Source organism: Corynebacterium halotolerans YIM 70093 = DSM 44683 (assembly GCF_000341345.1).
GTDB lineage: Bacteria > Actinomycetota > Actinomycetes > Mycobacteriales > Mycobacteriaceae > Corynebacterium > Corynebacterium halotolerans.
Genome location: NC_020302.1, coordinates 1762453 through 1784838, shown reverse-complemented (window position 1 = coordinate 1784838; position 22386 = coordinate 1762453). Strand labels below are relative to the sequence as shown.

General features: G+C 69.4%; 23 protein-coding genes and 7 tRNA genes. 17 read left to right on the top strand and 13 right to left on the bottom strand.

Annotated elements, in window-relative coordinates; translation table 11 throughout:
* Positions 1–150: 150 nt before the first annotated feature.
* Both A605_RS08330 and A605_RS08325 read right to left on the bottom strand, forming a co-directional pair.
* Positions 151–1359, bottom strand: coding sequence for an HRDC domain-containing protein (locus A605_RS08330; protein WP_015401060.1), 1209 nt, complete (start codon positions 1357–1359; stop codon positions 151–153).
* 35 nt (positions 1360–1394) lie between these two features.
* Entirely contained in the window at positions 1395–2036 is a 642-nt protein-coding gene (locus A605_RS08325; protein ID WP_015401059.1) for a DUF3000 domain-containing protein, read from the bottom strand.
* A 193-nt stretch (positions 2037–2229) separates the two neighbouring features.
* Here A605_RS08325 and hemQ point away from each other — a divergent pair, with 193 nt between their 5' ends.
* Positions 2230–2931 carry a hydrogen peroxide-dependent heme synthase gene (gene hemQ, locus A605_RS08320; RefSeq protein WP_015401058.1) on the top strand — a complete coding sequence of 234 codons (702 nt, stop codon included), beginning with the start codon at positions 2230–2232 and terminating at the stop codon, positions 2929–2931.
* Between the two features lie 97 nt (positions 2932–3028).
* Here hemQ and msrB read toward each other — a convergent pair whose 3' ends face one another.
* The 9 genes from msrB to A605_RS08275 all read right to left on the bottom strand — a co-directional run bounded on the left by msrB (position 3029) and on the right by A605_RS08275 (position 6237).
* The gene (gene msrB, locus A605_RS08315) at positions 3029–3457 is read right to left on the bottom strand and encodes a peptide-methionine (R)-S-oxide reductase MsrB (protein ID WP_015401057.1); all 429 of its coding nucleotides are present in this window, start codon (positions 3455–3457) and stop codon (positions 3029–3031) included.
* Between the two features lie 84 nt (positions 3458–3541).
* A complete protein-coding gene (locus A605_RS08310) occupies positions 3542–4801 on the bottom strand; it encodes a glycosyltransferase family 87 protein (protein WP_244429036.1) in 1260 nt (419 codons plus the stop codon).
* An 84-nt stretch (positions 4802–4885) separates the two neighbouring features.
* Positions 4886–5629 carry a pyrimidine reductase family protein gene (locus A605_RS08305; RefSeq protein ID WP_015401055.1) on the bottom strand — a complete coding sequence of 248 codons (744 nt, stop codon included), beginning with the start codon at positions 5627–5629 and terminating at the stop codon, positions 4886–4888.
* 56 nt (positions 5630–5685) lie between these two features.
* Positions 5686–5761 (bottom strand) — tRNA-Gly (locus A605_RS08300).
* Between the two features lie 19 nt (positions 5762–5780).
* Positions 5781–5852 (bottom strand) — tRNA-Val (locus A605_RS08295).
* 10 nt (positions 5853–5862) lie between these two features.
* Positions 5863–5933 (bottom strand) — tRNA-Cys (locus tag A605_RS08290).
* A gap of 32 nt (positions 5934–5965) precedes the next feature.
* Positions 5966–6038, bottom strand: a tRNA-Gly gene (locus A605_RS08285).
* 19 nt (positions 6039–6057) lie between these two features.
* Positions 6058–6129 (bottom strand) — tRNA-Val (locus tag A605_RS08280).
* A 35-nt stretch (positions 6130–6164) separates the two neighbouring features.
* A tRNA-Gly gene (locus tag A605_RS08275) sits at positions 6165–6237 on the bottom strand.
* A gap of 560 nt (positions 6238–6797) precedes the next feature.
* On the opposite strand from A605_RS08275, the gene A605_RS08270 reads away from it, so the two are divergent.
* The 10 genes from A605_RS08270 to A605_RS08225 all read left to right on the top strand — a co-directional run bounded on the left by A605_RS08270 (position 6798) and on the right by A605_RS08225 (position 15723).
* A tRNA-Val gene (locus tag A605_RS08270) sits at positions 6798–6872 on the top strand.
* 259 nt (positions 6873–7131) lie between these two features.
* Complete coding sequence (locus tag A605_RS08265) at positions 7132–7791, top strand: copper resistance CopC family protein (protein ID WP_015401054.1); 660 nt, start codon at positions 7132–7134, stop codon at positions 7789–7791.
* Positions 7792–7798: 7 nt separating this feature from the next.
* A complete protein-coding gene (locus A605_RS08260; RefSeq protein ID WP_015401053.1) occupies positions 7799–8413 on the top strand; it encodes a copper chaperone PCu(A)C in 615 nt (204 codons plus the stop codon).
* Between the two features lie 15 nt (positions 8414–8428).
* On the top strand, positions 8429–9685 hold the full coding sequence (locus tag A605_RS08255; protein WP_015401052.1) for a Dyp-type peroxidase: 1257 nt from the start codon (positions 8429–8431) through the stop codon (positions 9683–9685).
* A 189-nt stretch (positions 9686–9874) separates the two neighbouring features.
* Positions 9875–11935 (top strand): threonine--tRNA ligase, encoded by a 2061-nt coding sequence (gene thrS, locus A605_RS08250; RefSeq protein ID WP_027004128.1) that lies wholly within the window; start codon positions 9875–9877, stop codon positions 11933–11935.
* Positions 11919–12554 carry an ATP adenylyltransferase gene (locus tag A605_RS08245; protein WP_015401050.1) on the top strand — a complete coding sequence of 212 codons (636 nt, stop codon included), beginning with the start codon at positions 11919–11921 and terminating at the stop codon, positions 12552–12554. The genes thrS and A605_RS08245 overlap by 17 nt, the downstream gene beginning before the upstream one ends.
* The gene (pgsA, locus tag A605_RS08240; protein ID WP_027004129.1) at positions 12547–13215 is read left to right on the top strand and encodes a phosphatidylinositol phosphate synthase; all 669 of its coding nucleotides are present in this window, start codon (positions 12547–12549) and stop codon (positions 13213–13215) included. The genes A605_RS08245 and pgsA overlap by 8 nt, the downstream gene beginning before the upstream one ends.
* Positions 13212–14171 (top strand): phosphatidylinositol mannoside acyltransferase, encoded by a 960-nt coding sequence (locus A605_RS08235; protein ID WP_015401048.1) that lies wholly within the window; start codon positions 13212–13214, stop codon positions 14169–14171. Before pgsA ends, A605_RS08235 begins: the two co-directional genes overlap by 4 nt.
* Positions 14168–15262, top strand: coding sequence for a glycosyltransferase family 4 protein (locus A605_RS08230; RefSeq protein ID WP_015401047.1), 1095 nt, complete (start codon positions 14168–14170; stop codon positions 15260–15262). Before A605_RS08235 ends, A605_RS08230 begins: the two co-directional genes overlap by 4 nt.
* Entirely contained in the window at positions 15259–15723 is a 465-nt protein-coding gene (locus A605_RS08225; RefSeq protein WP_015401046.1) for a hypothetical protein, read from the top strand. Before A605_RS08230 ends, A605_RS08225 begins: the two co-directional genes overlap by 4 nt.
* Here A605_RS08225 and A605_RS08220 read toward each other — a convergent pair.
* Entirely contained in the window at positions 15705–16964 is a 1260-nt protein-coding gene (locus A605_RS08220) for a hypothetical protein (RefSeq protein ID WP_015401045.1), read from the bottom strand. The two genes, A605_RS08225 and A605_RS08220, sit on opposite strands and share 19 nt — an antisense overlap.
* A gap of 101 nt (positions 16965–17065) precedes the next feature.
* On the opposite strand from A605_RS08220, the gene pdxS reads away from it, so the two are divergent.
* Positions 17066–17962: a pyridoxal 5'-phosphate synthase lyase subunit PdxS gene (gene pdxS, locus A605_RS08215; RefSeq protein ID WP_015401044.1), complete on the top strand. Its 897-nt coding sequence runs from the start codon at positions 17066–17068 to the stop codon at positions 17960–17962.
* 95 nt (positions 17963–18057) lie between these two features.
* Here the strand turns inward: pdxS and A605_RS08210 are convergent, their stop codons facing one another.
* Positions 18058–18534 (bottom strand): DUF3817 domain-containing protein, encoded by a 477-nt coding sequence (locus A605_RS08210; RefSeq protein WP_027004131.1) that lies wholly within the window; start codon positions 18532–18534, stop codon positions 18058–18060.
* 176 nt (positions 18535–18710) lie between these two features.
* On the opposite strand from A605_RS08210, the gene A605_RS08205 reads away from it, so the two are divergent.
* The 5 genes from A605_RS08205 to ruvA all read left to right on the top strand — a co-directional run bounded on the left by A605_RS08205 (position 18711) and on the right by ruvA (position 22377).
* Positions 18711–19571, top strand: coding sequence for an acyl-CoA thioesterase (locus A605_RS08205; RefSeq protein ID WP_015401042.1), 861 nt, complete (start codon positions 18711–18713; stop codon positions 19569–19571).
* The gene (pdxT, locus tag A605_RS08200; protein ID WP_015401041.1) at positions 19568–20179 is read left to right on the top strand and encodes a pyridoxal 5'-phosphate synthase glutaminase subunit PdxT; all 612 of its coding nucleotides are present in this window, start codon (positions 19568–19570) and stop codon (positions 20177–20179) included. Before A605_RS08205 ends, pdxT begins: the two co-directional genes overlap by 4 nt.
* A 149-nt stretch (positions 20180–20328) precedes the next feature.
* On the top strand, positions 20329–21081 hold the full coding sequence (locus A605_RS08195) for a YebC/PmpR family DNA-binding transcriptional regulator (protein WP_015401040.1): 753 nt from the start codon (positions 20329–20331) through the stop codon (positions 21079–21081).
* A gap of 127 nt (positions 21082–21208) precedes the next feature.
* Positions 21209–21760: a crossover junction endodeoxyribonuclease RuvC gene (gene ruvC / locus A605_RS08190; RefSeq protein WP_015401039.1), complete on the top strand. Its 552-nt coding sequence runs from the start codon at positions 21209–21211 to the stop codon at positions 21758–21760.
* Positions 21757–22377, top strand: coding sequence for a Holliday junction branch migration protein RuvA (ruvA, locus tag A605_RS08185; protein ID WP_015401038.1), 621 nt, complete (start codon positions 21757–21759; stop codon positions 22375–22377). The genes ruvC and ruvA overlap by 4 nt, the downstream gene beginning before the upstream one ends.
* Positions 22378–22386: the final 9 nt, after the last annotated feature.

Genomic DNA, 22386 nt, shown 5'->3' with positions numbered 1-22386 from the left:
GAATCCCGGCTGGACAACCCCCGGCGGTACCGGTGGACCTCGGTGGGTGCTTTCCTCGGCTGTCCGCTCAGCGGCGCCTCTCCGTCTGCGTTCGCTCACCCGGGAGCGGTGACGCCCGTCCCGGGGTGGCGCGGGTCCGGAGCCCGCGTCCTAGCGGAACAGGACGTCGGTGAACAGCGGGTAGGTCAGCTCGATCTGCCAGTCCCGGGCCCCGTGGTCACGCAGCAGGTCGGTCAGCTCGTCGCTGGTGCGGATCTGCCCGCCGTCCGTCGCGGCCCACACGGCCGTCCGCAGGGTCGCCGGGCGCAGGATGTTCTCCGTCGGGACCTCGATCTCCGCGGCCAGTTCCTCGATCGACTCCCGCACGCGCTGCAGCAGATCGTAGGAGGCGGGGTAGGAGTTCGCCCAGGTCTGCCTGCTCGGCAGTACACGCTCCATGCGCGGGCGGGTGGGCCAGGTCGCCGGGTCTGATTCCAGGGCGCGCTCGACGGCCTCGTACCAGAAGGTGGCCGCCGACTTCCGGCGGGCGGGAAAGCCCCGCACCCGTCCGAGTTCCCGCGCGCTGCCCGGTGGGCGGCGGGCGATCTCCACGAGCACCTTGTTCGGCAGGATCCGGCTGACGGCCCGGTCCTCGTCCACGGCGATGGCCTCGCGGATCATCCACAGCTCACGGGCCACCACCAGCTGCTCGGGACGGTGGAGGGTGGCCACTCCCTTGGTGGACCGCCAGGAGGGCTCCGGTGGGCCGGTGATGTCCGCGTGAATGGCCCGGATGTACTCGAACTCCTCCTCGGCCCACTCGAGCTTGCCCTGGGCGTCGAGCAGTTCGGCCATGGCCTCCGCCAGCTCCAGCAGCAGTTCCACGTCGAGGGCGGCGTAGATCAGCCAGTCGGCCGGCAGCGGACGCTTCGACCAGTCCTCGGCCCCGTGCCCCTTCTCCAGGCGGAGATCGAAGACCGTCCCGATCATCGCGGCGAGGTTGACATGGTCGAACCCGGCCAGCCGCCCCGCGAGCTCGGTGTCGAAGATGCGGCCCGGGTGCAGCCCCAGCCACGCCAGGCTCGGTAGATCGGAGGCCGCGGCGTGGATGACCCAGTCGTGGCCGCCCAGCACCGGTGCGAAGGCCGCGGTGAACTCCTCGCGGTAGCCCTCCGGGTCGATCAGGAGCGTGCCGACGCCGCGGCGGCGCAGCTGGACGAGGAAGGCACGGTCGTCGTAACGGAAACCGGAGGCACGCTCGGTGTCGACGGCGACGGGGCCCTGCCCGGAGGCGAGCGCGGCGGCGGCCTCACGGAACTGTTCCGGGATGTGCAGGAGCGGAGGAACCCCGTCACGCGGGGTCGACAGGAGGGTCGCCATGAATATTGAGCCTAGACCCCGCCGTGCGGCGCGCGTCAGCGACCCAGCTCGGTCACGCCCTCCGGGGGGAGGCCGGCGACGTGCGCCAGAACCCGGGAGAAGGCGGTGACGTGGGTGGTCAGGTCGGTGCCGGAGGCGGTCCAGGAGGCGCGCATCTCCAGCTGGTGGGCGCGCGGTGGGCCACCGATCTCACCGAAGCGCACCGAGGTCGTGGAGGTGACTGTGCCGCCCAGGTTGGTGTACTCCGCCCGCGCGCCGGACAGTCCCTCAGTCAGCCACTGCCACGCGACATCGGGCAGCAGGGGATCGGAGGCGACCTCGTGATCCATGTCCGCCTGGATGTAGGCGACCAGCCGCATCGAACCCTCCCAGGCCTCCTCGGCTTGCGGGTCGTGCAGCAGGATGAGCCGGCCGAAGGCGTCGCCCTCGGTGTCGGTGGCGATCTCCCCGGTGTTCTCGTGGACCACCTCGAAGCCGACGGCGTGACTGAATGGAGCCAGCCGCTGGGGTGGCCGGATGGTGCCGAGGGCGATCTCGGGGCGGAGGCGGGCGGCGTGCATGGACTCCACGGCGTCGGTGAACGCCTGCGGGGTGGCGTTCCTGCCCGTGTCTGCGGAGTCGTCGGCGGTGCGGGACGACAGTGCCGAGGTCGGCGTCGAGGAGGCATCGGAGTTCATCACGCCCCAAAACTATCGACGGCAGTGCCGTACGCGCGGGAGGCGCGCCGTGGAGCCGCAGGTGCGGGTCGGGTGGGGCGGTCCGTCCCGGGTGGGGGCATCCAACTTATGATGGGGGTCAACGCCGCGTTCCACCGGCCGCCAGGGGCCGTCAGGTGCGGCAGCCGACCCCCAAGAAAGGACACGAGACGACGTGAGCAAGCTCAACTTCGAAGAGCTCAACAGCATTCAGCGCTACACCCAGTGGGCCACTTTCCGGGTGATCCCGGGTGCCCTCGGAAACGATCGCTCCGAGATCATCACCGAGGCGCGGGAGTTCTTCTCCCGTCTGGCGGAGGAGGGGACCGTCACCGTCCGCGGCATCTACGACATCTCCGGCACCCGTGCGGAGGCCGATTTCATGATCTGGTGGCACGCGGAGAAGTTCTCCGACATCCAGGCCGCCTACAACGCCTTCCGCCGCACCACGGTGCTCGGCCAGTCCAGCGAGGTCTTCTGGATCGGCAATGCCCTGCACCGTCCCGCCGAGTTCAACAAGTCCCACCTGCCGTCGTTCATCATGGGCGAGGAGCCGCAGGAGTGGATCACGGTCTACCCGTTCGTCCGCTCCTACGAGTGGTACCTGATGGAGCCGGCCGATCGCCGCCGCATCCTCGCCGAGCACGGCCAGGCCGCCCGCGACTACCCGGAGGTGCGCGCCAACACGGTCCCGGCCTTCGCGTTGGGTGACTACGAGTGGCTGCTGGCCTTCGAGGGGCCGGAGCTCGAGCGCATCGTGGACCTGATGTACAAGATGCGCTACACCGAGGCCCGCCTGCACGTGCGTGAGGAGACCCCGTTCTTCACCGGCCGCCGCGTGGCCGACGTCTCCGAGCTCATCGAGGTTCTTCCCTGAGTTTTCCCCTCGCGTGGCAGGAATCAAAGCCCCGGACCTTGGTTGGTCCGGGGCTTTGGGGTTCCTCTGTCGCGGCGCCTCGTGCGGCGCGCGGTCCCTAGTCCTGGGCCGCGGTGTCCTCGACGGGCTTCTCCTCGAGCCGGATGCTCAGGGAGTTGATGCAGTAGCGCAGGTCGGTCGGGGTGTCGTAGCCCTCACCCTCGAAGACGTGGCCCATGTGCGACTCACAGTTGGCGCAGAGAATCTCGGTGCGGACCATGCCGTGCGAGCGGTCCACGCGCTCGATGATGCGGTCGCCGGCCAGCGGCGAGAAGAAGGACGGCCACCCGCAGTGGGAGGCGAACTTCTCCGTGGAGCGGAACAGCTCGGCACCGCATGCGCGGCAGGAGTAGACGCCCTCGGTGGTGGTCTCGGTGTACTCGCCGACGTGCGGCGGCTCGGTGCCCGCCTGGCGCAGGACGTAGAACTCCTCGGGCGAGAGGCGCTCGCGCCACTGGTCGTCGCTGATGAGCTTGAAATCGGTCATGGTGATCCTCCCCGATGTGGCGGTATGGTCGTAGCCCTCTAGTCTAACGCCTCGCGGGTGGGCCGGAAAGGGCCGGTCGGACGCTCAGTCCGAGGGGCGGGAGACGCGGTCGTCGGCGAGCGTGCCCGTGCCGGGCACGGTGCCCGCCTCGGACGCGAACGGGCGTTCGCCGCGCCACCACACCACCGCGCAGGTGGTGACGGCGATCAGCAGAATCCCCCAGCCGATCGTCGCCTGGAAGAAATCGGCCCAGCGCCCCCAGTCGACCCACCGGTTGGAGTGCCAGGAGTCGGGGGAGAGGAACAGGTAGGCGCCCACCCAGGCCGGCCACGTGTGGAACACGCTGCGGCGCAGCAGGAGGGTGAAGAACATGGGGAAGATCATCATCGAGTAGTACATCTGCCCCAGCGACGACAGGAAGAACACCCCGGTCAGCAGTAGCCCGGTGGTTGTCGTGGCCCACAGCAGCGGGTCGGAGTAGCGCCAGCGCAGCAGCACGATCACGCCGACGCCGACGACCGCGGCGAACAGCAGCCACACCAGGGTCTCCAGGGCGGCGGGCATGCCGAAGTAGACGGCCATGCCGGTCAGGGAGGAGTTGGCGTAGTCACGCACCTCGCCGAGGTAGGGCACCAGCCGGGTGAGGTAGTCCCCGGCACCGGGCACCAGCGGCCAGGCCACCACGTTGGCGGCCACCGGCACTGCGAGGCCGCCGACCAGCGTGCGCCAGTCCAGCTTGACCAGCGGGAGGAACAGCAGCGGGGCGAACATCGGCTTGATCAGGATCATCACCCCGATGACCAGCCCGGCCCACCAGCCGCGCCCGCTGAGCAGCAGCCAGAGGAACACCGCCAGACCGAGCAGCAGGAGGCCGTTGATGTTGGAGAAGATCAACGTGTTGCGCACGGACTCGGTGAGGAAGGCCGCAGTGATCGACGCCGGCCAGACCAGTGAACGCAGACTGAAGTCGAACAGGCGCGTCAACAACGCCAGGGCGGCCACGATGGCCGCCGCGTTGACCACGATGAACGCCAGGCGCGCCAGCTCGAAGTTGCCGACCATCCCCAGCGGGGAGAGCAGCAGCGTTGCGCCCGGGTTGTAGAGGTAGTGCGGGTCGACGTAGTGGTAGACCTCGTTGTAGACCGGCACGCCGTCGAGGAAGCGGCGGACCGCCGAGTAGACGGTGGTGAAGTCGTCGGTGACCGAGCCGTTGACCGCCAGAACCGCGATCCGGTGGATCACGAGGATCACGGCCAGGGGCCAGGCCACCGCATTGCCCACCCGATCCCAGGGGGTGCGCCGCGGTTGGGCGGGCTCCGGGTCTGTCAGCGGCGTCTCGGCCACCCAGAGCTGTTTGAGTCGGTCGGCTGCTGGCGAAGTCACGGGCCCACATTATCCGAGGAGTCGCCGGGCGACCGAGACCAACACTCAGCGTCGGCGGCGGTACCGCAGGAACAGGGAGCTGTCCGCGGTGGCCCGGAAGTCCTCGAGCTCCAGGCGGTGGGCGAAGGGTTCGGTGCCCCGCAGCATGCGGACCAGCGGCTGCTCGACGGGGGCGGTGGCAAGCGGATCGAGCGTCAGGTGCAGCACGTCGATCAGGTCGGCGCTGAAGAACAACCCGAGGACCCCGGGGCCGCCCTCGCAGCTCAGTCGCACCAGGCCACGGTCGTGGAGGGCGGCGATGACCTCGGCCGGGGAGCCGGAGCCGGTGGAGATGAGCTCCGCGCCGGCCGCCTCGAGCTGCTCCCGCCGTCTGGCCTGCACGGCGTCGGTGAGCACCCGCTCGGGCACCAGGATGAGCGGGGAGTGCTCCGGATCCGTGAATATCCGGGCGGACGGGTTGAAGTCGAGGGTGAGGGAGAGGACCGCCATGACCGGGGTGGGCGCCTGGCCCCGGGCGACGCGCTCGGCCTGCTCCCCGGAGGTGCCGGTCGCCGGTCCGTAGTCCTCGGTCCGCACGGTCTCCGCCCCGACGAGGACGGCGTCGGACCACTGGCGCACACCCAGGAAGAGAGCGGTGTCCGTGGCGTTGCCCAGCTTCTGGGTGTTGCCGCCCCAGGACGCGGACCCCGTGGCGGTCGAGATCATGACCGCGCGGGTCTCGGGAGTGCCGACGGGCTGCGTCGGGCCGATGAGGGTCTGGACGGGGATCTCGACGGGGTAGGGGCGCATGGGCAGCATGCTACCCAAAAACGAAACCCCGGAGCCTGAATCAGGATCCGGGGTGGTGGAGCGGATGACGAGACTCGAACTCGCGACCCTCACCTTGGCAAGGTGATGCGCTACCAACTGCGCTACATCCGCATCGAGGATTACTCCTCAGTGCGCGATACTGGGATTGAACCAGTGACCTCTTCCGTGTCAGGGAAGCGCTCTCCCGCTGAGCTAAACGCGCTTGAACTACGAGGTGGAAACGGGAATCGAACCCGTGTGCACGGTTTTGCAGACCGTTGCCTCACCACTCGGCCATTCCACCGTGGCGCTACCGCCTCAGGCACAAAGTACCAGAGCGGATGACGAGACTCGAACTCGCGACCCTCACCTTGGCAAGGTGATGCGCTACCAACTGCGCTACATCCGCATCGAGGATTGCTCCTCAGTGCGCGATACTGGGATTGAACCAGTGACCTCTTCCGTGTCAGGGAAGCGCTCTCCCGCTGAGCTAATCGCGCGGATTCATTTCATCGAATTGGCCCGGTGAAATGAGAGCGGATGACGAGACTCGAACTCGCGACCCTCACCTTGGCAAGGTGATGCGCTACCAGCTGCGCTACATCCGCATTGCACTGTCCGCCGTTGTTCTCGGTGGCTTGGTGCGAGACAAAACTTTATCCTGAACGCCGCTCACTTTACAAATCCCGAGGTTACGGCGCTTATTTGCCGAATAGTCGCCGAGGGTCGAACCCGGGGTTGAATTACACCGGTGTCATTCCACCCGCCCGCCGGGATCCCGGAAGGTTCCGGGGGTGGCATGGAGTGGAGGGGGCGACTGCGGGGTGGGGGGCAGGGTGAAATTAGCGACGCCCCTGGGTGCCCGGGGACCCGCCCTACTGGGGCCGTTACTTCTTGGCTGAATCGGTACCGGCCGTGGGGAGCCTGGAGGGGGTGTGGAAGTTTGTGCGCCTTCCGTTCCGTGTTGCCCCATATCCGGGATGCGGCCACCGGTAGAACCGTCACTGTGTCGTTGATGTCGTGGGCGTCGCTGCGGGGCCGTCGGCAGCTCGCCGTCATTTCAGCGGTGGACGAGCGGGGGTTCCACCTGCGGATTAGGAACCCCATCGATGGTCGTGCTAGGTTTTCTAGCGCAGCCACGGACGCCCGTGGTCATCTGCAGCACTACGGTCCCATGGCTCAGTGGAAGAGCGTTCCGTTCACACCGGAAAGGTCGCTGGTTCGAACCCAGCTGGGACCACCACAGACAGTCCCGGTACCCCAGTGGTACCGGGATTTTTTCGTTATCCGGAAAGCTGGGCAGGGGAGCGATCCCGTACCCGGTGCGGAACGGGCATCGCCGTTGCGGGCGGCCGAATGTGCATGGAAACACGTTGCCGGTCGGAGCTGCCCGGGAACTTTCCCGGTCCGGGCTCCGACCAGTCTTCTGGTAGCTCCCGCCGGGAGGTACCGTGTGCCCAGCACCCCTTCAACACGATCTGACCAGTCCAGGAGGACCTTTCGTGATCATCCCGCGCACGCTCCAGCGACCCGCCCTGGCCGCACTCGCGGCGGCCGGCGCCGTCACCATCGCGGCCGCCCCGGCCGCCCTGGCCCATGACGTCGTCGTCAGCGGCGATCCCGCCGACGGGGCGGTGGTCGAGGAGTTCCCGCGCAGCATCGAGCTGGAGTTCTCGGGGATTCCCCGGGAGGGTTTTAGCACCGTGGCCGTCACGGAACAGGACTCCGGTGAACTGCTGTACTCCGGCGAACCGACGATCGACGGCCAGATGGTGACCCTGGAGCTGCCGGAGGACGTCACCGGCGGCCCCGGCGAGTACACCGTCGGATTCCAGATCACCTCCTCCGACGGCCACGCCACCCGCGGGATGACCACCTTCACCGTCGCCGGCGATGAGCAGTCCCCGGAGGCCGGTGCGGAGCCCACGAACAACCCGGACAACACAGACAACACGGACACCGCCGCAACCGCCGAGAACGTGGACACCCCGGACACCACGGACACCACGGAGACGGCGGATACCGCGGAGACGGCGGAAGACACCGACGGGGGCCTCCTCAGTGGACCGCTGGCCTGGGTCGTCGGGGCAGTGGGCATCCTCGCCATCCTCGGCGTCATCATCATGATGATCGCCAAGGGTCGTAACACGCCACAGGAGTAGAAGCCTCATGAACATGCGAACCCCCCTCGGACTCACCGCCCTGACCGCCGCCGCGCTGGCGTTGGCCGCCTGCACCCCGCCCAACGAGAATCCCTCGCCCGAGAGCACCGGGGACACCACCGCCACCACGGCCACAACGGCAACCACAGGGAACACGGCCGATGCCGTGGCCGACACCCCGGTCTCCCTCGAGGACGGCGTCGTCCGCGCCAAGGGCACCGACAACGACATGACCTCTGTCTTCGGAACCCTGGTCAACAACACTGACGAGGAGGTCCAGGTCACCGGCTTCACCACGGATCTCGACGCCGAGTCCTTCGAAATCCACGAGGTCGTCAACGGCGTCATGCAGGAGAAGCCGGGCGGCTTCACCATCGACGCCGGAGGCAGCCACGAGCTCGCCGCCGGTGGCGACCACCTGATGATCATGGGCCACCCCGGGGAGATCCCGGCCGGGGACGCCATCACCATGACCCTCCTGCTGGGTGACGGCTCCGAGGTCGAGCTCGACCCGGTGCCGGTGCGCACCATCGGCGCCGGCGAGGAGAACTACGGCGAGGACGGCGGGCTGCAGAGCGGCACCACGCCGGACGCCGCGGGTCACGGTGGACACCAGGGGTAGGGGAGGAAGCTTCCATTGCGCCCGCTCTCCCGTAGGGGTTTTCTCACCGGACTGTCCGTCACCGCCGGTGGTGCGGCGCTGGCCGCCTGCTCGACCGACGTCCGCTCGTCGACGCGCACTGCAGACACCACCGCCGACATCGATCCCGCGGCCGTCGAGACGCGTCTGGAGGGGGCCATCGTCCCCTTCGACGGCGTCCACCAGGCAGGCATCGCCACCCCCGCGCAGGCCCACCTCAACCTGGTGGCGTTCCGCCTCGGGGAGGAGGTGGACCGCGCGGGTCTCGCCCGCCTGTTGCGGCTGTGGACCGAGGACGCGCGCCGGCTGTGCACGGGGGAGGCCCCGTTGGGCAGCCTGGAACCGGAGATGACCACCGTGCCGGCGAACCTGACGGTCACCTGCGGTTTCGGCCCGCGCGTCTTCGAGGTGGCGGGGGCGCGGGACCGGCGCCCGGACTGGCTGGCACCGCTCCCGGAGTTCAGTCGCGATCAGCTGGATCCGGCGTGGGGGCAGTCGGACCTGGTGCTCCAGTTCTGCTGCGACGATCCCACCATGCTCTCCCACGCGGTGCGTCACATGGTCCGCTCCGGCACCGACTACGCCGGGGTCCAGTGGATGCAGCAGGGTTTCCTGCGTGCCGACGGCGGGGCACCCACGGGCTCCACCCCGCGCAACCTGTTCGGCCAGCTCGACGGCACCGTCACCGCCCGCTCCGACCGGGAGTGGGACGAGCAGGCGTGGATCGGCGAGGGGCCGGACTGGCTCGTCGACGGCACCGCGATGGTCGTCCGCCGCATCAGCATGAACCTGGACTCCTGGGAGATGCTGGACCGGACCTCCCGCGAGGAGTCCACGGGCCGCACGCTGGACACCGGCGCCCCGCTGACGGGCGGCGGGGAGTTCACCGAGGCGGACTATGAGGCGCGTGACGGGTTCGGGCTGCCGGTCATCGATCCGGACAGCCACATGGCCCGGGCCCGGCCAGCGGCGGATCACCCGGAGCAGAGGCTGGCGCGGCGCTCCTACAACTACGACCTGCCGCCGGTCCCGGGCAGCGGCCAGCTGTCGAACTCGGGCCTGGTGTTCATCTGCTTCCAGCAGGATCCGGACAAGCAGTTCACCCCGATCCAGGCCCGACTGGACGAGGCCGACCGGCTCAACGAGTGGATCACCCACATCGGCTCGGCGGTCTACTGGATCCCTCCCGGAACCAGTGCCGACGGCCGCGGGCGCGACGCCTGGTGGGGAGCCGGGCTGCTGGAGTCCCTCTGACGCCCACGCCCGACCTCCCCGACTGCGCGGGGGCGTCACCTTGCGGGGTAACATGAACGGGAACGTCACGCAGGCCACCGTCGCCCGGTCAAGGGGGACCGGGCCTGGGGGCGTGCCCGGATACAAGTGGGGCGCGGCCAGGTATGCCGCACCCCGCGTGAGCGCAAGAAGGAGCGCAGCACACTCATGGTGAACGCCACCGACCATTCCCCGGCCGTCTTCCCCTCGTTCCAGGTTCCCGCGGGCACTGCCGTGGGCGCCGCGATGCGGGAGCTGGATCTGCCGAACAAGGGCCCCGACGCCATCGTCTGCGTCAAGGACTCCGAGGGGACCCTGAAGGACCTCTCGCACGTGCCGGAGACCGACGCCGAGTTCACCCCCGTCCCGGCGAACACCGAGGACGGCCGCTCCGTGATCCGCCACTCCTGCGCCCACGTCCTCGCCCAGGCCGTGCAGGCCGAGTTCCCGGGCACCAAGCTGGGCATCGGCCCGGCCATCGAGAACGGCTTCTACTACGACTTCCAGGTCGCCGAGCCCTTCACCCCGGAGGACCTCAGGACGCTGGAAAAGCGCATGAAGAAGATCATCAAGTCCGGTCAGCGCTTCGAGCGCCGCGTCTACGCCTCGCCCGAGGCCGCCGCCGAGGAGCTCGCCGACGAGCCGTTCAAACTGGAGCTCATCCAGGACAAGGGCAACGTCGACCCCAACTCCGACGAGGCCACCGAGGTCGGCGCCGGTGACCTGACCGCCTACGACAACCTCAACCCGCGCACCAGTGAGATCGAGTGGTCGGACCTGTGCCGTGGTCCGCACATCCCGACCACCCGCTACATCCCGGCGTTCGCCCTGACGCGTTCGTCGGCCGCCTACTGGCGCGGTGACCAGGACAACGCCGGCCTGCAGCGCATCTACGGCACCGCCTGGGAGGACAAGGAGTCCCTCGAGGCCTACCAGCACATGATGGCCGAGGCGGAGAAGCGCGACCACCGCCGCCTGGGCAACGAGCTGGACCTGTTCTCCTTCCCCGATGAGATCGGCTCGGGCCTGCCCGTCTTCCACCCGAACGGCGCCATCGTCCGTCTGGAGATGGAGGAGCACTCCCGCCGCCGCCACATCGAGGCCGGCTACTCCTTCGTCTCCACCCCGCACGTGACCAAGGGCGACCTCTTCGAGAAGTCCGGCCACCTCGGGTTCTACAAGGACGGGATGTTCCCGCCGCTGCAGCTCGACGCCGAGTACGACGAGGAGGGCAACGAGACCAGGCCGGGGCAGGACTACTACCTCAAGCCGATGAACTGCCCGATGCACAACCTGGTCTTCGACTCGCGTGGCCGCTCCTACCGGGAGCTGCCGCTGCGCCTGTTCGAGTTCGGCACTGTCTACCGCTACGAGAAGTCCGGCGTGGTGCACGGGCTGACCCGTGCCCGCGGCTTCACCCAGGACGACGCCCACATCTACTGCACCGAGGACCAGCTCGAGGATGAGCTGACCACCGTGCTGGAGTTCATCATCTCCCTGCTGCGGGACTACGGCCTGGACGACTTCTACCTGGAGCTGTCCACCAAGGACCCGAAGAAGTACGTCGGCGACGACGCGATCTGGGAGCGCTCCACGGAGATCCTGCAGCGCGTGGCCACCAACTCCGGCCTGGAGCTGGTGCCGGATCCGGAGGGCGCGGCCTTCTACGGCCCGAAGATCTCGGTGCAGGCCAAGGACGCCATCGGCCGCACCTGGCAGATGTCCACCGTCCAGCTGGACTTCAACATGCCCGAGCGCTTCAAACTGGAGTACACCGCCTCCGACGGCTCCAAGCAGCAGCCGATCATGATCCACCGCGCGCTCTTCGGTTCCATCGAGCGCTTCTTCGGTGTCCTGCTCGAGCACTACGCCGGCGCCTTCCCGGCCTGGCTGGCCCCGCAGCAGGTCATGGGGATCCCGGTTGCCGACGACTTCATCCCGCACCTGGAGGAGATCACCGCGCGGCTGCGTGCCCGCGGGATCCGGGCGACGGTGGACACCTCGGACGACCGCATGCAGAAGAAGATCCGCAACCACACCACCGGCAAGGTGCCCTTCATGCTGCTGGCCGGCGCCCGTGACGTCGAGGCCGGCGCCGTGAGCTTCCGCTTCCTGGACGGCTCGCAGGTCAACGGTGTCCCCGTCGACGAGGCCGTCGAGCTGGTCGACTCCTGGATCCGCGACCGCATCAACGAGCAGCCGAGCGAGGACGCCCTTGCCGCGCGACGCTGAGGAAGCCAACCAGCCGACCCCCGGCGACCCCGACCACGTCTACGTCGACCGCGGGGTCGGGGAGCCCGACCACCTGACCCGCCTGTGGGCGCCCTACCGGATGGGCTACATCTCGGAGCGCCCCAAGGCGGGGGAGCGCGGCGTGCGCACCCGTCGGTCCGACCCGTTCCTGGAGGCCCCGAAGCACTCAGACGAGGAGTCGTTGATCATCGCCCGCGGGGAGGAGGTCTACGCCATCCTCAACCTCTTCCCCTACAACTCGGGGCACCTGATGGTTGTGCCGTACCGCAAGGTCGCCGAGCTGGAGAACCTCACGCCCGCGGAGACGGCCGAGATGATGGCCTTCGCCCAGCACGCCATCCGGACGCTGAAGAAGGTCTCCCGGCCCGACGCCGTCAACGTCGGCTTCAACCTGGGCAAGGCCTCCGGCGGTTCGATCGGCGACCACCTGCACATGCACATCGTGCCGCGCTGGCCCGGCGACGCGAATTTCATGACCATCCTCGACGGCACGAAGGTCCTGCCGCAGCTGCTGCGCGACACCCGGGCCCTGCTCGCCGACGCCTGGCAGGCCATCAGCCGCGAGGACCGCAAGGCACAGGGGGAGAAGGATGCTTAGTGTCCACGGACGTCGACCGGTGGCCGTCGTCGTTGAGCCGGTGGCCCGCGGGCTGCTGAAGCTGGGGTTGGGCCCCAACGTCGTCACCGTGCTCGGCGCGGCCGTGACCACCGGCATCGCGGTGCTCCTCATCCCCACCGGCCACCTGGTCTGGGCGGCGGTGCTCTCCGGTATCTTCGCCGCCTTCGACATGGTCGACGGCACCATGGCGCGCCTGCGCGGCGGGGGCACGAAATTCGGCGCCACGCTCGACGCCACGTGCGACCGCATCACCGACGGGGCGCTGTTCGCCGCCATCACCTGGTGGCTGATCCACAGCTACGACGCCCACCCGGCGCTCGTCGCCGCCTCCTTCACAGTGCTCGTGTCCTCCCAGGTCATCAGCTATGTCAAGGCCCGCGGCGAGGCCAGCGGCTTCCGCATGGTCGGCGGCCTGGTGGAACGCCCCGAGCGGCTGATCATCGGTCTGGTCGGCATCGGTCTGCACGGCTTCGGCGTGTCCTACGCCGTCGACGTGGCGATCTGGCTGCTGGCTCTCGGCAGCGTCTACACCGTCATCCAGCGCCTGGTGATCGCGGCCCGGGCCCCGCAGGCCAATGACGTCATCGCCCCGCCGGCCGGCAGCCGCGAGGCCGGGCAGACCCGGAAGGCCGAACTGTGAACCCCCTGGCACGCCTGCGCGGCCTCGGCGGCATCGACCCCGCCGCGGTGGGCTACCTCGCCGGATGGGCTCTGGTCCGCCGGTTGCCGGAGCCGCTCGCACGTGCGCTGTTCCGCTTCGGCGCGGACCGGGCCAGCCACGACGGTCGCGGCATGGACCAGCTGCGCCGCAACCTCGCCCGCGTCGTCGGTCCGGAGAACGTCACCCGCGATCTGGTGCGGGACTCGGTGCGCTCCTACGCGCGCTACTGGCGGGAGGCTTTCCGTCTGCCCGCCATGCGGGAGGATCCGGTTCTCGACGCCCGCCTCGAGGACTCGGTCGTCGGCCGGGACGCCTTTGAGGCGTCCCTGAACTCGGGGCGCGGGGTCATCCTCGCGCTACCGCACTCCGGCAACTGGGACATGGCCGGGATGTTCCTGGTCAGGCACTTTGGGCAGTTCACCACCGTCGCCGAACGGGTCAGACCTGAGGTGCTGTTCCGGGCCTTCGTCGACTACCGCGAGTCCCTCGGCTTCGAGGTGCTCGCGCTGACCGGGGGGCAGCCGCCGTTCCCGCGGCTGCGGGAGGTGCTGGCCTCGGGCGGTGTCATCGCCCTGCTCGGCGAGCGTGACCTGAAGCAGTCGGGCGCGGAGGTCGAGTTCTTCGGCGAGGCCACCACCATGCCGACCGGCCCCGCCCGCCTGGCGTTGGAGACCGGCGCCGCCCTGCACGTGGTGCACTGCTGGTTCACCGACGGGCCCGAGGGGGAGGGGTGGGGCTTTTCCGTCTCCGACGAGGTCGAGGTCGACGAGCTCGGCCCCACGGTGCAGCGGGTGGCGGATCTCTTCGCCGCCAATATCGCCGCCCACCCGGAGGACTGGCACATGCTGCAGCCGCAGTGGACGGCCGATATCGAGGCGCGGCGGAAGCGCCGGGACCGGGAACGCCGGGCACGCGGGACCGGGGGGATGCCGTGAGAATCGGTATCGTCTGCCCCTATTCCTTCGACGAACCCGGGGGAGTTCAAGCCCACATCCTTGATCTCGCCCGGGTGCTCCTGGAGGCGGGGCATCACGTCCGCGTCCTCGGTCCCGCCGGGAAGGACGCTGAGCTGCCCGACTTCGTGGTCAGGGGTGGCCGCAGCCTGCCCATCCGCTACAACGGCTCCGTGGCGCGGCTGTCCTTCGGGCCGCACGTCCACGCCCGCGTCCGGGATTTCCTGACCGAGGGCAGATTCGACGTGCTGCACATCCACGAACCGAACTCGCCGTCGTTTTCCATGGTGGCGCTGTGGATGGCCACCGGCCCGATCGTGGCCACCTACCACGCCTCCAGTTCCGGTTCCCTGGTGCTGCGGTTCTTCCGGCCGGTGCTGCGCCCGATGCTGGAGAAGATCCGCGGCGGCATCGCCGTGTCCGAGATGGCGCGCCGCTGGCAGGTTGAGCAGCTCGGTGGCGATCCGGTGCTCATCCCCAACGGCGTGGACACCTCCGTCTACGCCGCCGCCCGCGTGCCCGAGGCGGAGAAGACCGGGCCCGTGGAGATCGTCTTCCTCGGCCGGCTCGACGAGTCCCGCAAGGGCCTGGACATCCTGCTGCGGGCGCTGACCCGCATCGACCGCGAGGTGCGGGTGACCGTCATGGGTGGCGGCCGTCCCCGGCAGATCGCGGGCGTCGACTTCGTCGGCCGCGTCAGCGATGAGGACAAGGCGGCCATCCTGGGACGCGCCGACATCTACGTCGCCCCCAATACCGGCGGGGAGAGCTTCGGGATCGTGCTGGTCGAGGCGATGGCCGCCGGCTGCGCCGTGGTCGCCAGCGACCTGGAGGCCTTCGCCGCGGTCTGTGACGCCGGTTCCGAGGAGCCGGCCGGACTGCTCTTCCGCACCGGCTCCGACGCCGACCTCGCCGCCCAGCTCACCTGTCTGATCGACGACCGCGAGGCCCGCCTGCGGCTCGTCGACGCCGGCGCCCGGCGCGCGCGGACCTACGACTGGACCTCGGTGGCCCGGGACGTGCTCACCGTCTACGAGACCGTCGTGGACGGTTCCATGGTGAGTGCCCGATGATGATCTGGTACATCGTCCTGGCGATCATGGTGACCGCGATCGCCCTGTGGGCCTACTTCACCGCGCAGCGGCTCAACCGCCTGCACATCCGTACCGACGCCGCCCTGGCCGCGCTGCAGGCCTCCCTCGACCGGCGGGCGGCGGTCGTCGCGGCGCTGCTCCCGGAGGCGGGGCCGACCGCCGCGGCGGCCGAGGCGGTCCCGCTCGAGTACGGCAGCTTTGATCTGCGGGCCGCCCGGGAACGCGCCGTCACCGCCGCGATCGGTGGGCTGGGGGACAAACGTCCGGCCCAGATCGTCGACGCCGAGGTCCGCGTCCAGCTGGCCCACCGCTTCTACAACGACGCCGTCGCCGACACCCGTGCCCTGCGCCTGCGTCCCGGCACCCGGCTACTGCGGCTCGGGGGCACGGCCCCGCTGCCGGAGTTCTTCGAGTTCTCCTCCTACCCGCCGGCCTCCTGAGCGGCCCCGGTCCGGACCTGGGCGCGCGTGCAGGCGCCTTCGTCGCGGCGCGTGTCGAGCGCCCGGTCCTCGCGCCACAGCCACGTAGCCGCGAGCACGCAGATCACCACGACGAGGACGTTGCGCACGGCCAGCACGACGACGGCGGCGCCCGCGTCCTGCACGTCATGGACCAGGCTGTCGTAGAGGAAGGGGAAGAGCACGGTGCCCAGGGCCGCGGCCAGGACCGTCAGCCAGGTCATGGCGCGCACCAGCCGGGAGTCGGTCAGGCACAGGCACACGGCCAGCAGCGGACCCAGCCACACGATGTACTGCGGGGAGAAAACCTTGTTGGTCACGATGAGCAGGGCCACCATCAGCAGGGCGAAGGCGATCGCGGTGCGTGGGCGCCACCGGTGCAGGATGAGGGAGCGCAGCGCCCAGGCCACCGCGAAGACCAGTACCGCGATCATCAGCCAGTCGGTGACCGCGACCGCACCGGCGGTCCCGGCGCCGCTGACCTCGAAGCTCTTGGACGAGGAGTAGGCGATCCGCCACTCCTCCGGGTTCAGGTGCGCAGCCACGATGAAGGGGGTGGCCGTCAGGGACTCGACCTGCAGGCCGCGCACCTCCTGGTAGGTCAGGGGGCTGAGCAACCGGTCGGCACCCGAGGTCAGCACCGTGACCAGGCACAGGAGCGCCAGGGCAACGGTGAACCAGCCGACCCGGATCCAGGTGCCGGCCCTGCGCCAGCCGCCCACCAGTCCCGCGGCGAGCACCCCTGGCCACAGCTTCATGGTGGTGGCCAGCGCGAGCGCCGCCGAGGCCCAGCGGGGGTGGCGGAAGAGCAGTGTGGCGAAGGCGGCGACCAGCACGGCGGGGTAGAGGTCCAGGCGCAGGACGAACACCGGCCCGGCGGCGGTGCCGAAGGCCACCCAGAACCAGGCGGCGGTGAAGCGGCGCCCACCGCCCCAGTGCAGCACCAGGGCGAGGAAGACGGCGTCGACAAGCAGGCACAGAACCACGAAGCCGATGACGAAGCGGTCCAGATCCGCGCCGGTGAACAACGCGAGCAGGCGCAGCGGCCAGACGCCGGCGTCCGGGTACTCGGTCAGGTCGGAGGGGTCATCGCCGAACAGGCCCGCGTGGTAATAGTGCACGTCGCCCACGGCGGCCGTCGTGCCGATCACCATCCACACCAGGAGGAGACGGGCGAGCACCCACCCCATCCAGACCACGGGTGCCGTGGAAAGTCTGCGCATGGGAGGGAGTGTATCTAAATCCGTCTCCGACTCACGGTCCAGGCACAGGCGGGGCTAAAGTAACGGTGGTCCAATCACTGCGATAAAGGAGAACACGCACCGTGACCACTATCGAGCCGACCCACGGTACCGCCCGCGTGAAGCGGGGCCTGGCTGAGATGCTCAAGGGCGGCGTCATCATGGACGTCGTCACCCCGGAGCAAGCGAGGATCGCCGAGGACGCCGGGGCCACCGCCGTGATGGCGCTCGAGCGGGTCCCCGCCGACATCCGCGCCCAGGGCGGGGTGTCCCGCATGTCGGATCCGGACATGATTGACGGAATCGTCGACGCCGTCTCCATCCCGGTCATGGCGAAGGCACGGATCGGCCACTTCGTCGAGGCGCAGGTCCTGCAGTCCCTCGGCGTCGACTTCATCGACGAGTCCGAGGTGCTCACCCCGGCCGACTACACCAACCACATCGACAAGTTCGACTTCACTGTGCCGTTCGTGTGCGGCGCGACCAACCTGGGGGAGGCCCTGCGCCGCATCAACGAGGGGGCGGCCATGATCCGCTCCAAGGGTGAGGCCGGCACCGGTGACGTCTCCAACGCCGTCACCCACATGCGTACCATCCGCGCCGGAATCAACCGCCTGCGCTCGATGGCCCAGGACGAGCTCTACGTCGCCGCCAAGGAGCTCCAGGCGCCCTACGAGCTGGTCCGCGAGGTCGCCGAGACCGGCCAGCTGCCGGTCGTGCTGTTCACCGCCGGCGGCATCGCCACCCCCGCGGACGCCGCCATGATGATGCAGCTGGGCGCTGACGGTGTGTTCGTCGGCTCCGGCATCTTCAAGTCCGGCGACCCGGCCGGGCGGGCGCGCGCCATCGTCCGGGCCACCCAGAATTACGACGACCCCGACACCGTCGCCGAGGTCTCCCGCGGTCTCGGCGACGCCATGGTGGGCATCAACGTCGACGATATCCCGGTCCCGCACCGACTGGCGGAGCGCGGCTGGTAGGAAGGACCACCGGCGGCACACCGACCGCTCCGGGATCAGGAAACCCGCCCGTCCCCGAAAGGGCGGGCGGGTTTCATGCTCCCGGGGAGCGGGAATCAGCTGACGGTGTCGACGATCGCGTCCGGATCGTAGGGCTGGCCCATGTTCAGCAGCAGGGTGAAGACGACCGCGATGATCACCAGCACGATGAGGATCGTGCGGACCGGGTGGCGCACCATCTGGGCCAGTCCCCAGTCCGCGATGTTCGCCGGCCTGTCGTCGGTGCCCAGATAGCGCCAGCCGCCGTCCAGGTGGCCCCTGCGATCCGCCCACAGGGTGAAGGGCAGCGCGGCCCACGGAATCACGGAGACCAACAGCCCCAGGACACCGAGTCCGAGGGACCAGCGGTTGTTCACCCACAGCAGCACCGTGATGGCGGCGAAGCAGAGGAAACCGAAGCCGTGGATGGGGCCGGCGATCGGCACCAGCCCGTCCGTCACCCCGCTGTACTTGAGGATCATGCCGAGGATGAGCAGGGTCCAGGTGACCATCTCGATGGTGGCGGCGATGCGGTGCAGCGTCTTCGGACTCACGGCACCGCGCTGCTCGGTGGTCGGGGTCTTCGGGCTCACGGACGAGGTCATGACCGTGATGCTACCGTTCCACCCCCGCGGAACCGAATGGCCGCGGGGACGGGGCGCGGGGCCGCGACCTGGCCGCGGTAAGGTGGCCCGGGGGATATCACCGGATATCACAAAGGAGGCCCTCCTTGAGCGACATTGAACACATCCTCGGCCTGGAACGGATCGACCGGGACATCTACCGCGGCCCGGCCGTCGAATCCGAGCTCACCCGCACCTTCGGCGGGCAGGTCGCGGCCCAGGCCCTGGTCGCCGCCACCCGCACGGTCGAGGACAAGGCCGTCCACTCACTGCACGGCTACTTCGTCGCGCCGGGCAAGGCCTCGGAACCGACGATCTTCCTCGTCGACCGCATCCGTGACGGCCGAAGTTTCTCGTCCCGGCAGGTCAGCGCCGTCCAGGACGGCGAGACGATCTTCTCCATGCAGGCCAGCTTCCACCGCCAGGACGACGACGGCCCGGAGCACTCCGACATCATGCGCGACGTTCCCGCCCCGGAGGAGATCGGCAACGGCCGGGAGACCCTGCCGGCGAGCTCGCGGGCGCTGCTCGACGAGTGGGGTGACTGGGATATCCGGGTGGTGCCGAACGGCGGGTACGAGCACAACCGCTTCGCCGTCAGCCAGCAGGTCGTCTGGTTCCGCTCCAAGCGGCCGCTGCCGGACGACGACACCTTCCACGTGTGCACGCTGGCCTACATGTCCGACATGACGCTGCTGCACTCGGCCCTGGTGCCGCACCCCGGCCACGAGGTGCAGATGGCCAGTCTCGACCACGCCATGTGGTTCCTGCGGCCCTTCCGGGCCGATGACTGGCTGCTCTACGACCAGATCTCGCCGTCCGCCTCGGGCGGGCGCGCGCTGACCCACGGCCGGATCTTCGACCGCTCCGGCAATCTGGTGGCCATCGTCACCCAGGAGGGGCTGACCCGCACCCTGCGCTCCGGCGCCAAGGCCATTCCGATTAACACGCTGGAGGAAAAGGAATGATCGGCGTCCTCGCCGTACAGGGCGGTGTGCGCGAGCATGAACGCGCCCTCGACGTATGCGGCGTCGAACACCGGCAGATACGCCGGCCCGGACAGCTCGCCGGGATTAACGGGCTGATCCTGCCGGGAGGGGAGTCGACCACCATCTCCCGCCTGCTCGACCTCGGCGGATTGCTTCAGCCGCTGCGGCAGGCACTGGCCGACGGCATGCCCGCCTTCGGCACCTGTGCCGGCATGATCCTCCTGGCCACCGAGGTGCTCGACACCCGTGCGGACGCTCACCAGTTGGGCGCGATCGACATCACGGTCCGCCGCAACGCCTTCGGCCGGCAGGTCGACTCCTTCGAGGCGGATCTCGAGGTCGCCGGGGTGGCGGAGGCCCACGCCCCGATGCCCGCCGCGTTCATCCGCGCGCCGTGGGTGGAGCGGGTCGGCGAGGGCGTCGAGACGCTGGCGACGGTGCCCGACGGCCCCGCCGCCGGCGCCGTGGTGGCGGTGCGTCAGGGGACGGTGTTGGCGACCTCCTTCCACCCCGAGGTCACCGGCGACACCAGACTGCACAGCTACTTCGCCGCCCTGGTCGGCGACACCGGCTACACCCACCCGTGAGGTGTTGGCAGGGGTCGCGCAGGCGTCCGTGCGGAGGGTCGGGCGGGGCTGCGTATAATCGGTCGAGTCATAGATTTGAGCGCACCTGCCGCTCCCTTATACCTTTCACGGGTTGAGCCGGCACGGTGCGGGCGAGAGAAAGGGTTGAGATGGCAGGCCATTCCAAGTGGGCGACCACCAAGCACAAGAAGGCCGCGAATGACGCCAAGCGCGGCAAGGAGTTCGCGAAGCTCGTCAAGAACATCGAGGTCGCGGCCCGCACGGGCGGCGGGGATCCCGCCGCCAACCCGACACTCGACGACATGATCAAGAAGGCCAAGAAGGCCTCGGTCCCCAACGACAACATCGAGCGTGCCCGCAAGCGCGGCTCCGGCGAGGAGGCCGGCGGCGCCGACTGGGAGACCCTGATGTACGAGGGCTACGGCCCCAACGGCGTCGCCATGCTCATCGAGTGCCTGACCGACAACCGCAACCGGGCGGCCACCGAGGTGCGTACCGCCATGACCAAGAACGGCGGCAACCTGGGTGAGTCCGGTTCGGTGTCCTACATGTTCACCCGCACCGGTGTCGTCGTGGTCAACAAGGGCGAGCTGGGCGAGGACGACGTCCTCATGGCCGTCCTCGAGGCCGGCGCCGAGGAGGTCAACGATCTCGGCGAGCAGTTCGAGGTGGTGTGCGCCCCGACCGACATCCAGGCCGTCAAGACCGCCCTGGAGGAGGCCGGCATCGAGGTCGAGGACTCCGACCAGGAGTTCCGCGCCTCCGTCGAGGTGCCGCTGGAGGCCGACGAGGCGAGGAAGATCTTCCGGCTGATTGATGCGCTCGAGGACTCCGACGACGTCCAGAACGTCTTCACCAACATGAATCTGTCCGACGAGGTCCTCGCGGAGCTCGACGCCTGAGACCCGCAGTTCTCCCCGCCCCGCGCCCCGGCGCCGCAGCCAGCGGCCGCCGGGGCGCGCGTCGTTGCGGGCAAGTTAGGACAAGTGTGCTAATAATGGTGCTGTGATGAGCGGAGGTGGGCAGCGGGTGAGTTACGAGGGACTGCGGGTGATGGGCATCGACCCCGGCCTGACGCGGTGCGGCCTGTCCGTGGCGCAGGCCGGCCGCGGCCGCGCCGTCGTCCCCGTCGCCGTCGGCGTGGTCCGCACCCCGGCGGGCGCCGAGCTCGCCGAACGGCTCCTGCGTCTGTCGGACGCGGTCAACGAGTGGATGGACGACTACCGTCCCGACGTCGTCGCCATCGAGCGCGTGTTTGAGCGCGGCAATGTCTCCACGGTGATGAACACCGCCCACGCCGTCGGGGTGCTCATGCTCGCCGCCGCCCAGCGCGGCATCCCGGTGCACATGTACACCCCCTCCGAGGTGAAGAAGGCCATCTCCGGCAACGGGCGGGCCGACAAGAAGCAGATGACCGTCATGATCACCCGCATCCTCGGCCTGTCCGAGCCGCCGAAGCCCGCCGACGCCGCCGACGCACTCGCCCTGGCGGTCTGCCACTGCTGGCGGGCCCCGTTGCTGGCCCGCACCGCCGAAGCGCTCAGCCCCCAGTCCACCCACCCTGAAGGAGTCCGTCCATGATCGCCTCCCTGCGCGGTCCCGTCATCGCCGTCGGTCTCGACCACGCCGTCATCGAGTGCTCGGGCGTGGGCTACCGCTTCACTGCCACGCCGCTGACCCTGTCCGGCCTGCGCCGCGGGGAGGAGGCCACGGTGCTGACCAGCTTGGTCGTCAAGGAGGACTCCATGACGCTCTACGGCTTCACCGACGACGGGACCCGGGAGATGTTCCACCTCCTGCAGACCGTCACCGGCCTGGGCCCGCGCCTGGCGCTGGCCTCGCAGTCCGTGCTGACCACCCCCGAGCTGTCCCAGGCCATCGGGGGCGGCGATGCGAAGGCCCTGCAGCGCATCCCGGGCGTCGGCAAGCGCATGGCCGACCGCATGGTCGTCGAGCTCAAGGACAAGGTCGCCGCCTTCGCCCCCGAACCCGGCACCGGGGCGGACGACGGCACCACCGCGGCCCCGCTGTCGGCCGGCGCGGAGGCGGTCGCCGAGCAGGTCACCGAAGCGCTCATCGGACTCGGGTTCACCGAACGGGTCGCCCAGCCCGCCGTCGAGGGCGTGCTCGCCTCCCGGCCGGAACTGGACACGGCCGCGGCCCTGCGCGCGGCGCTGTCCGAGCTGGGCCGTAAGTAGAAGGGAAGG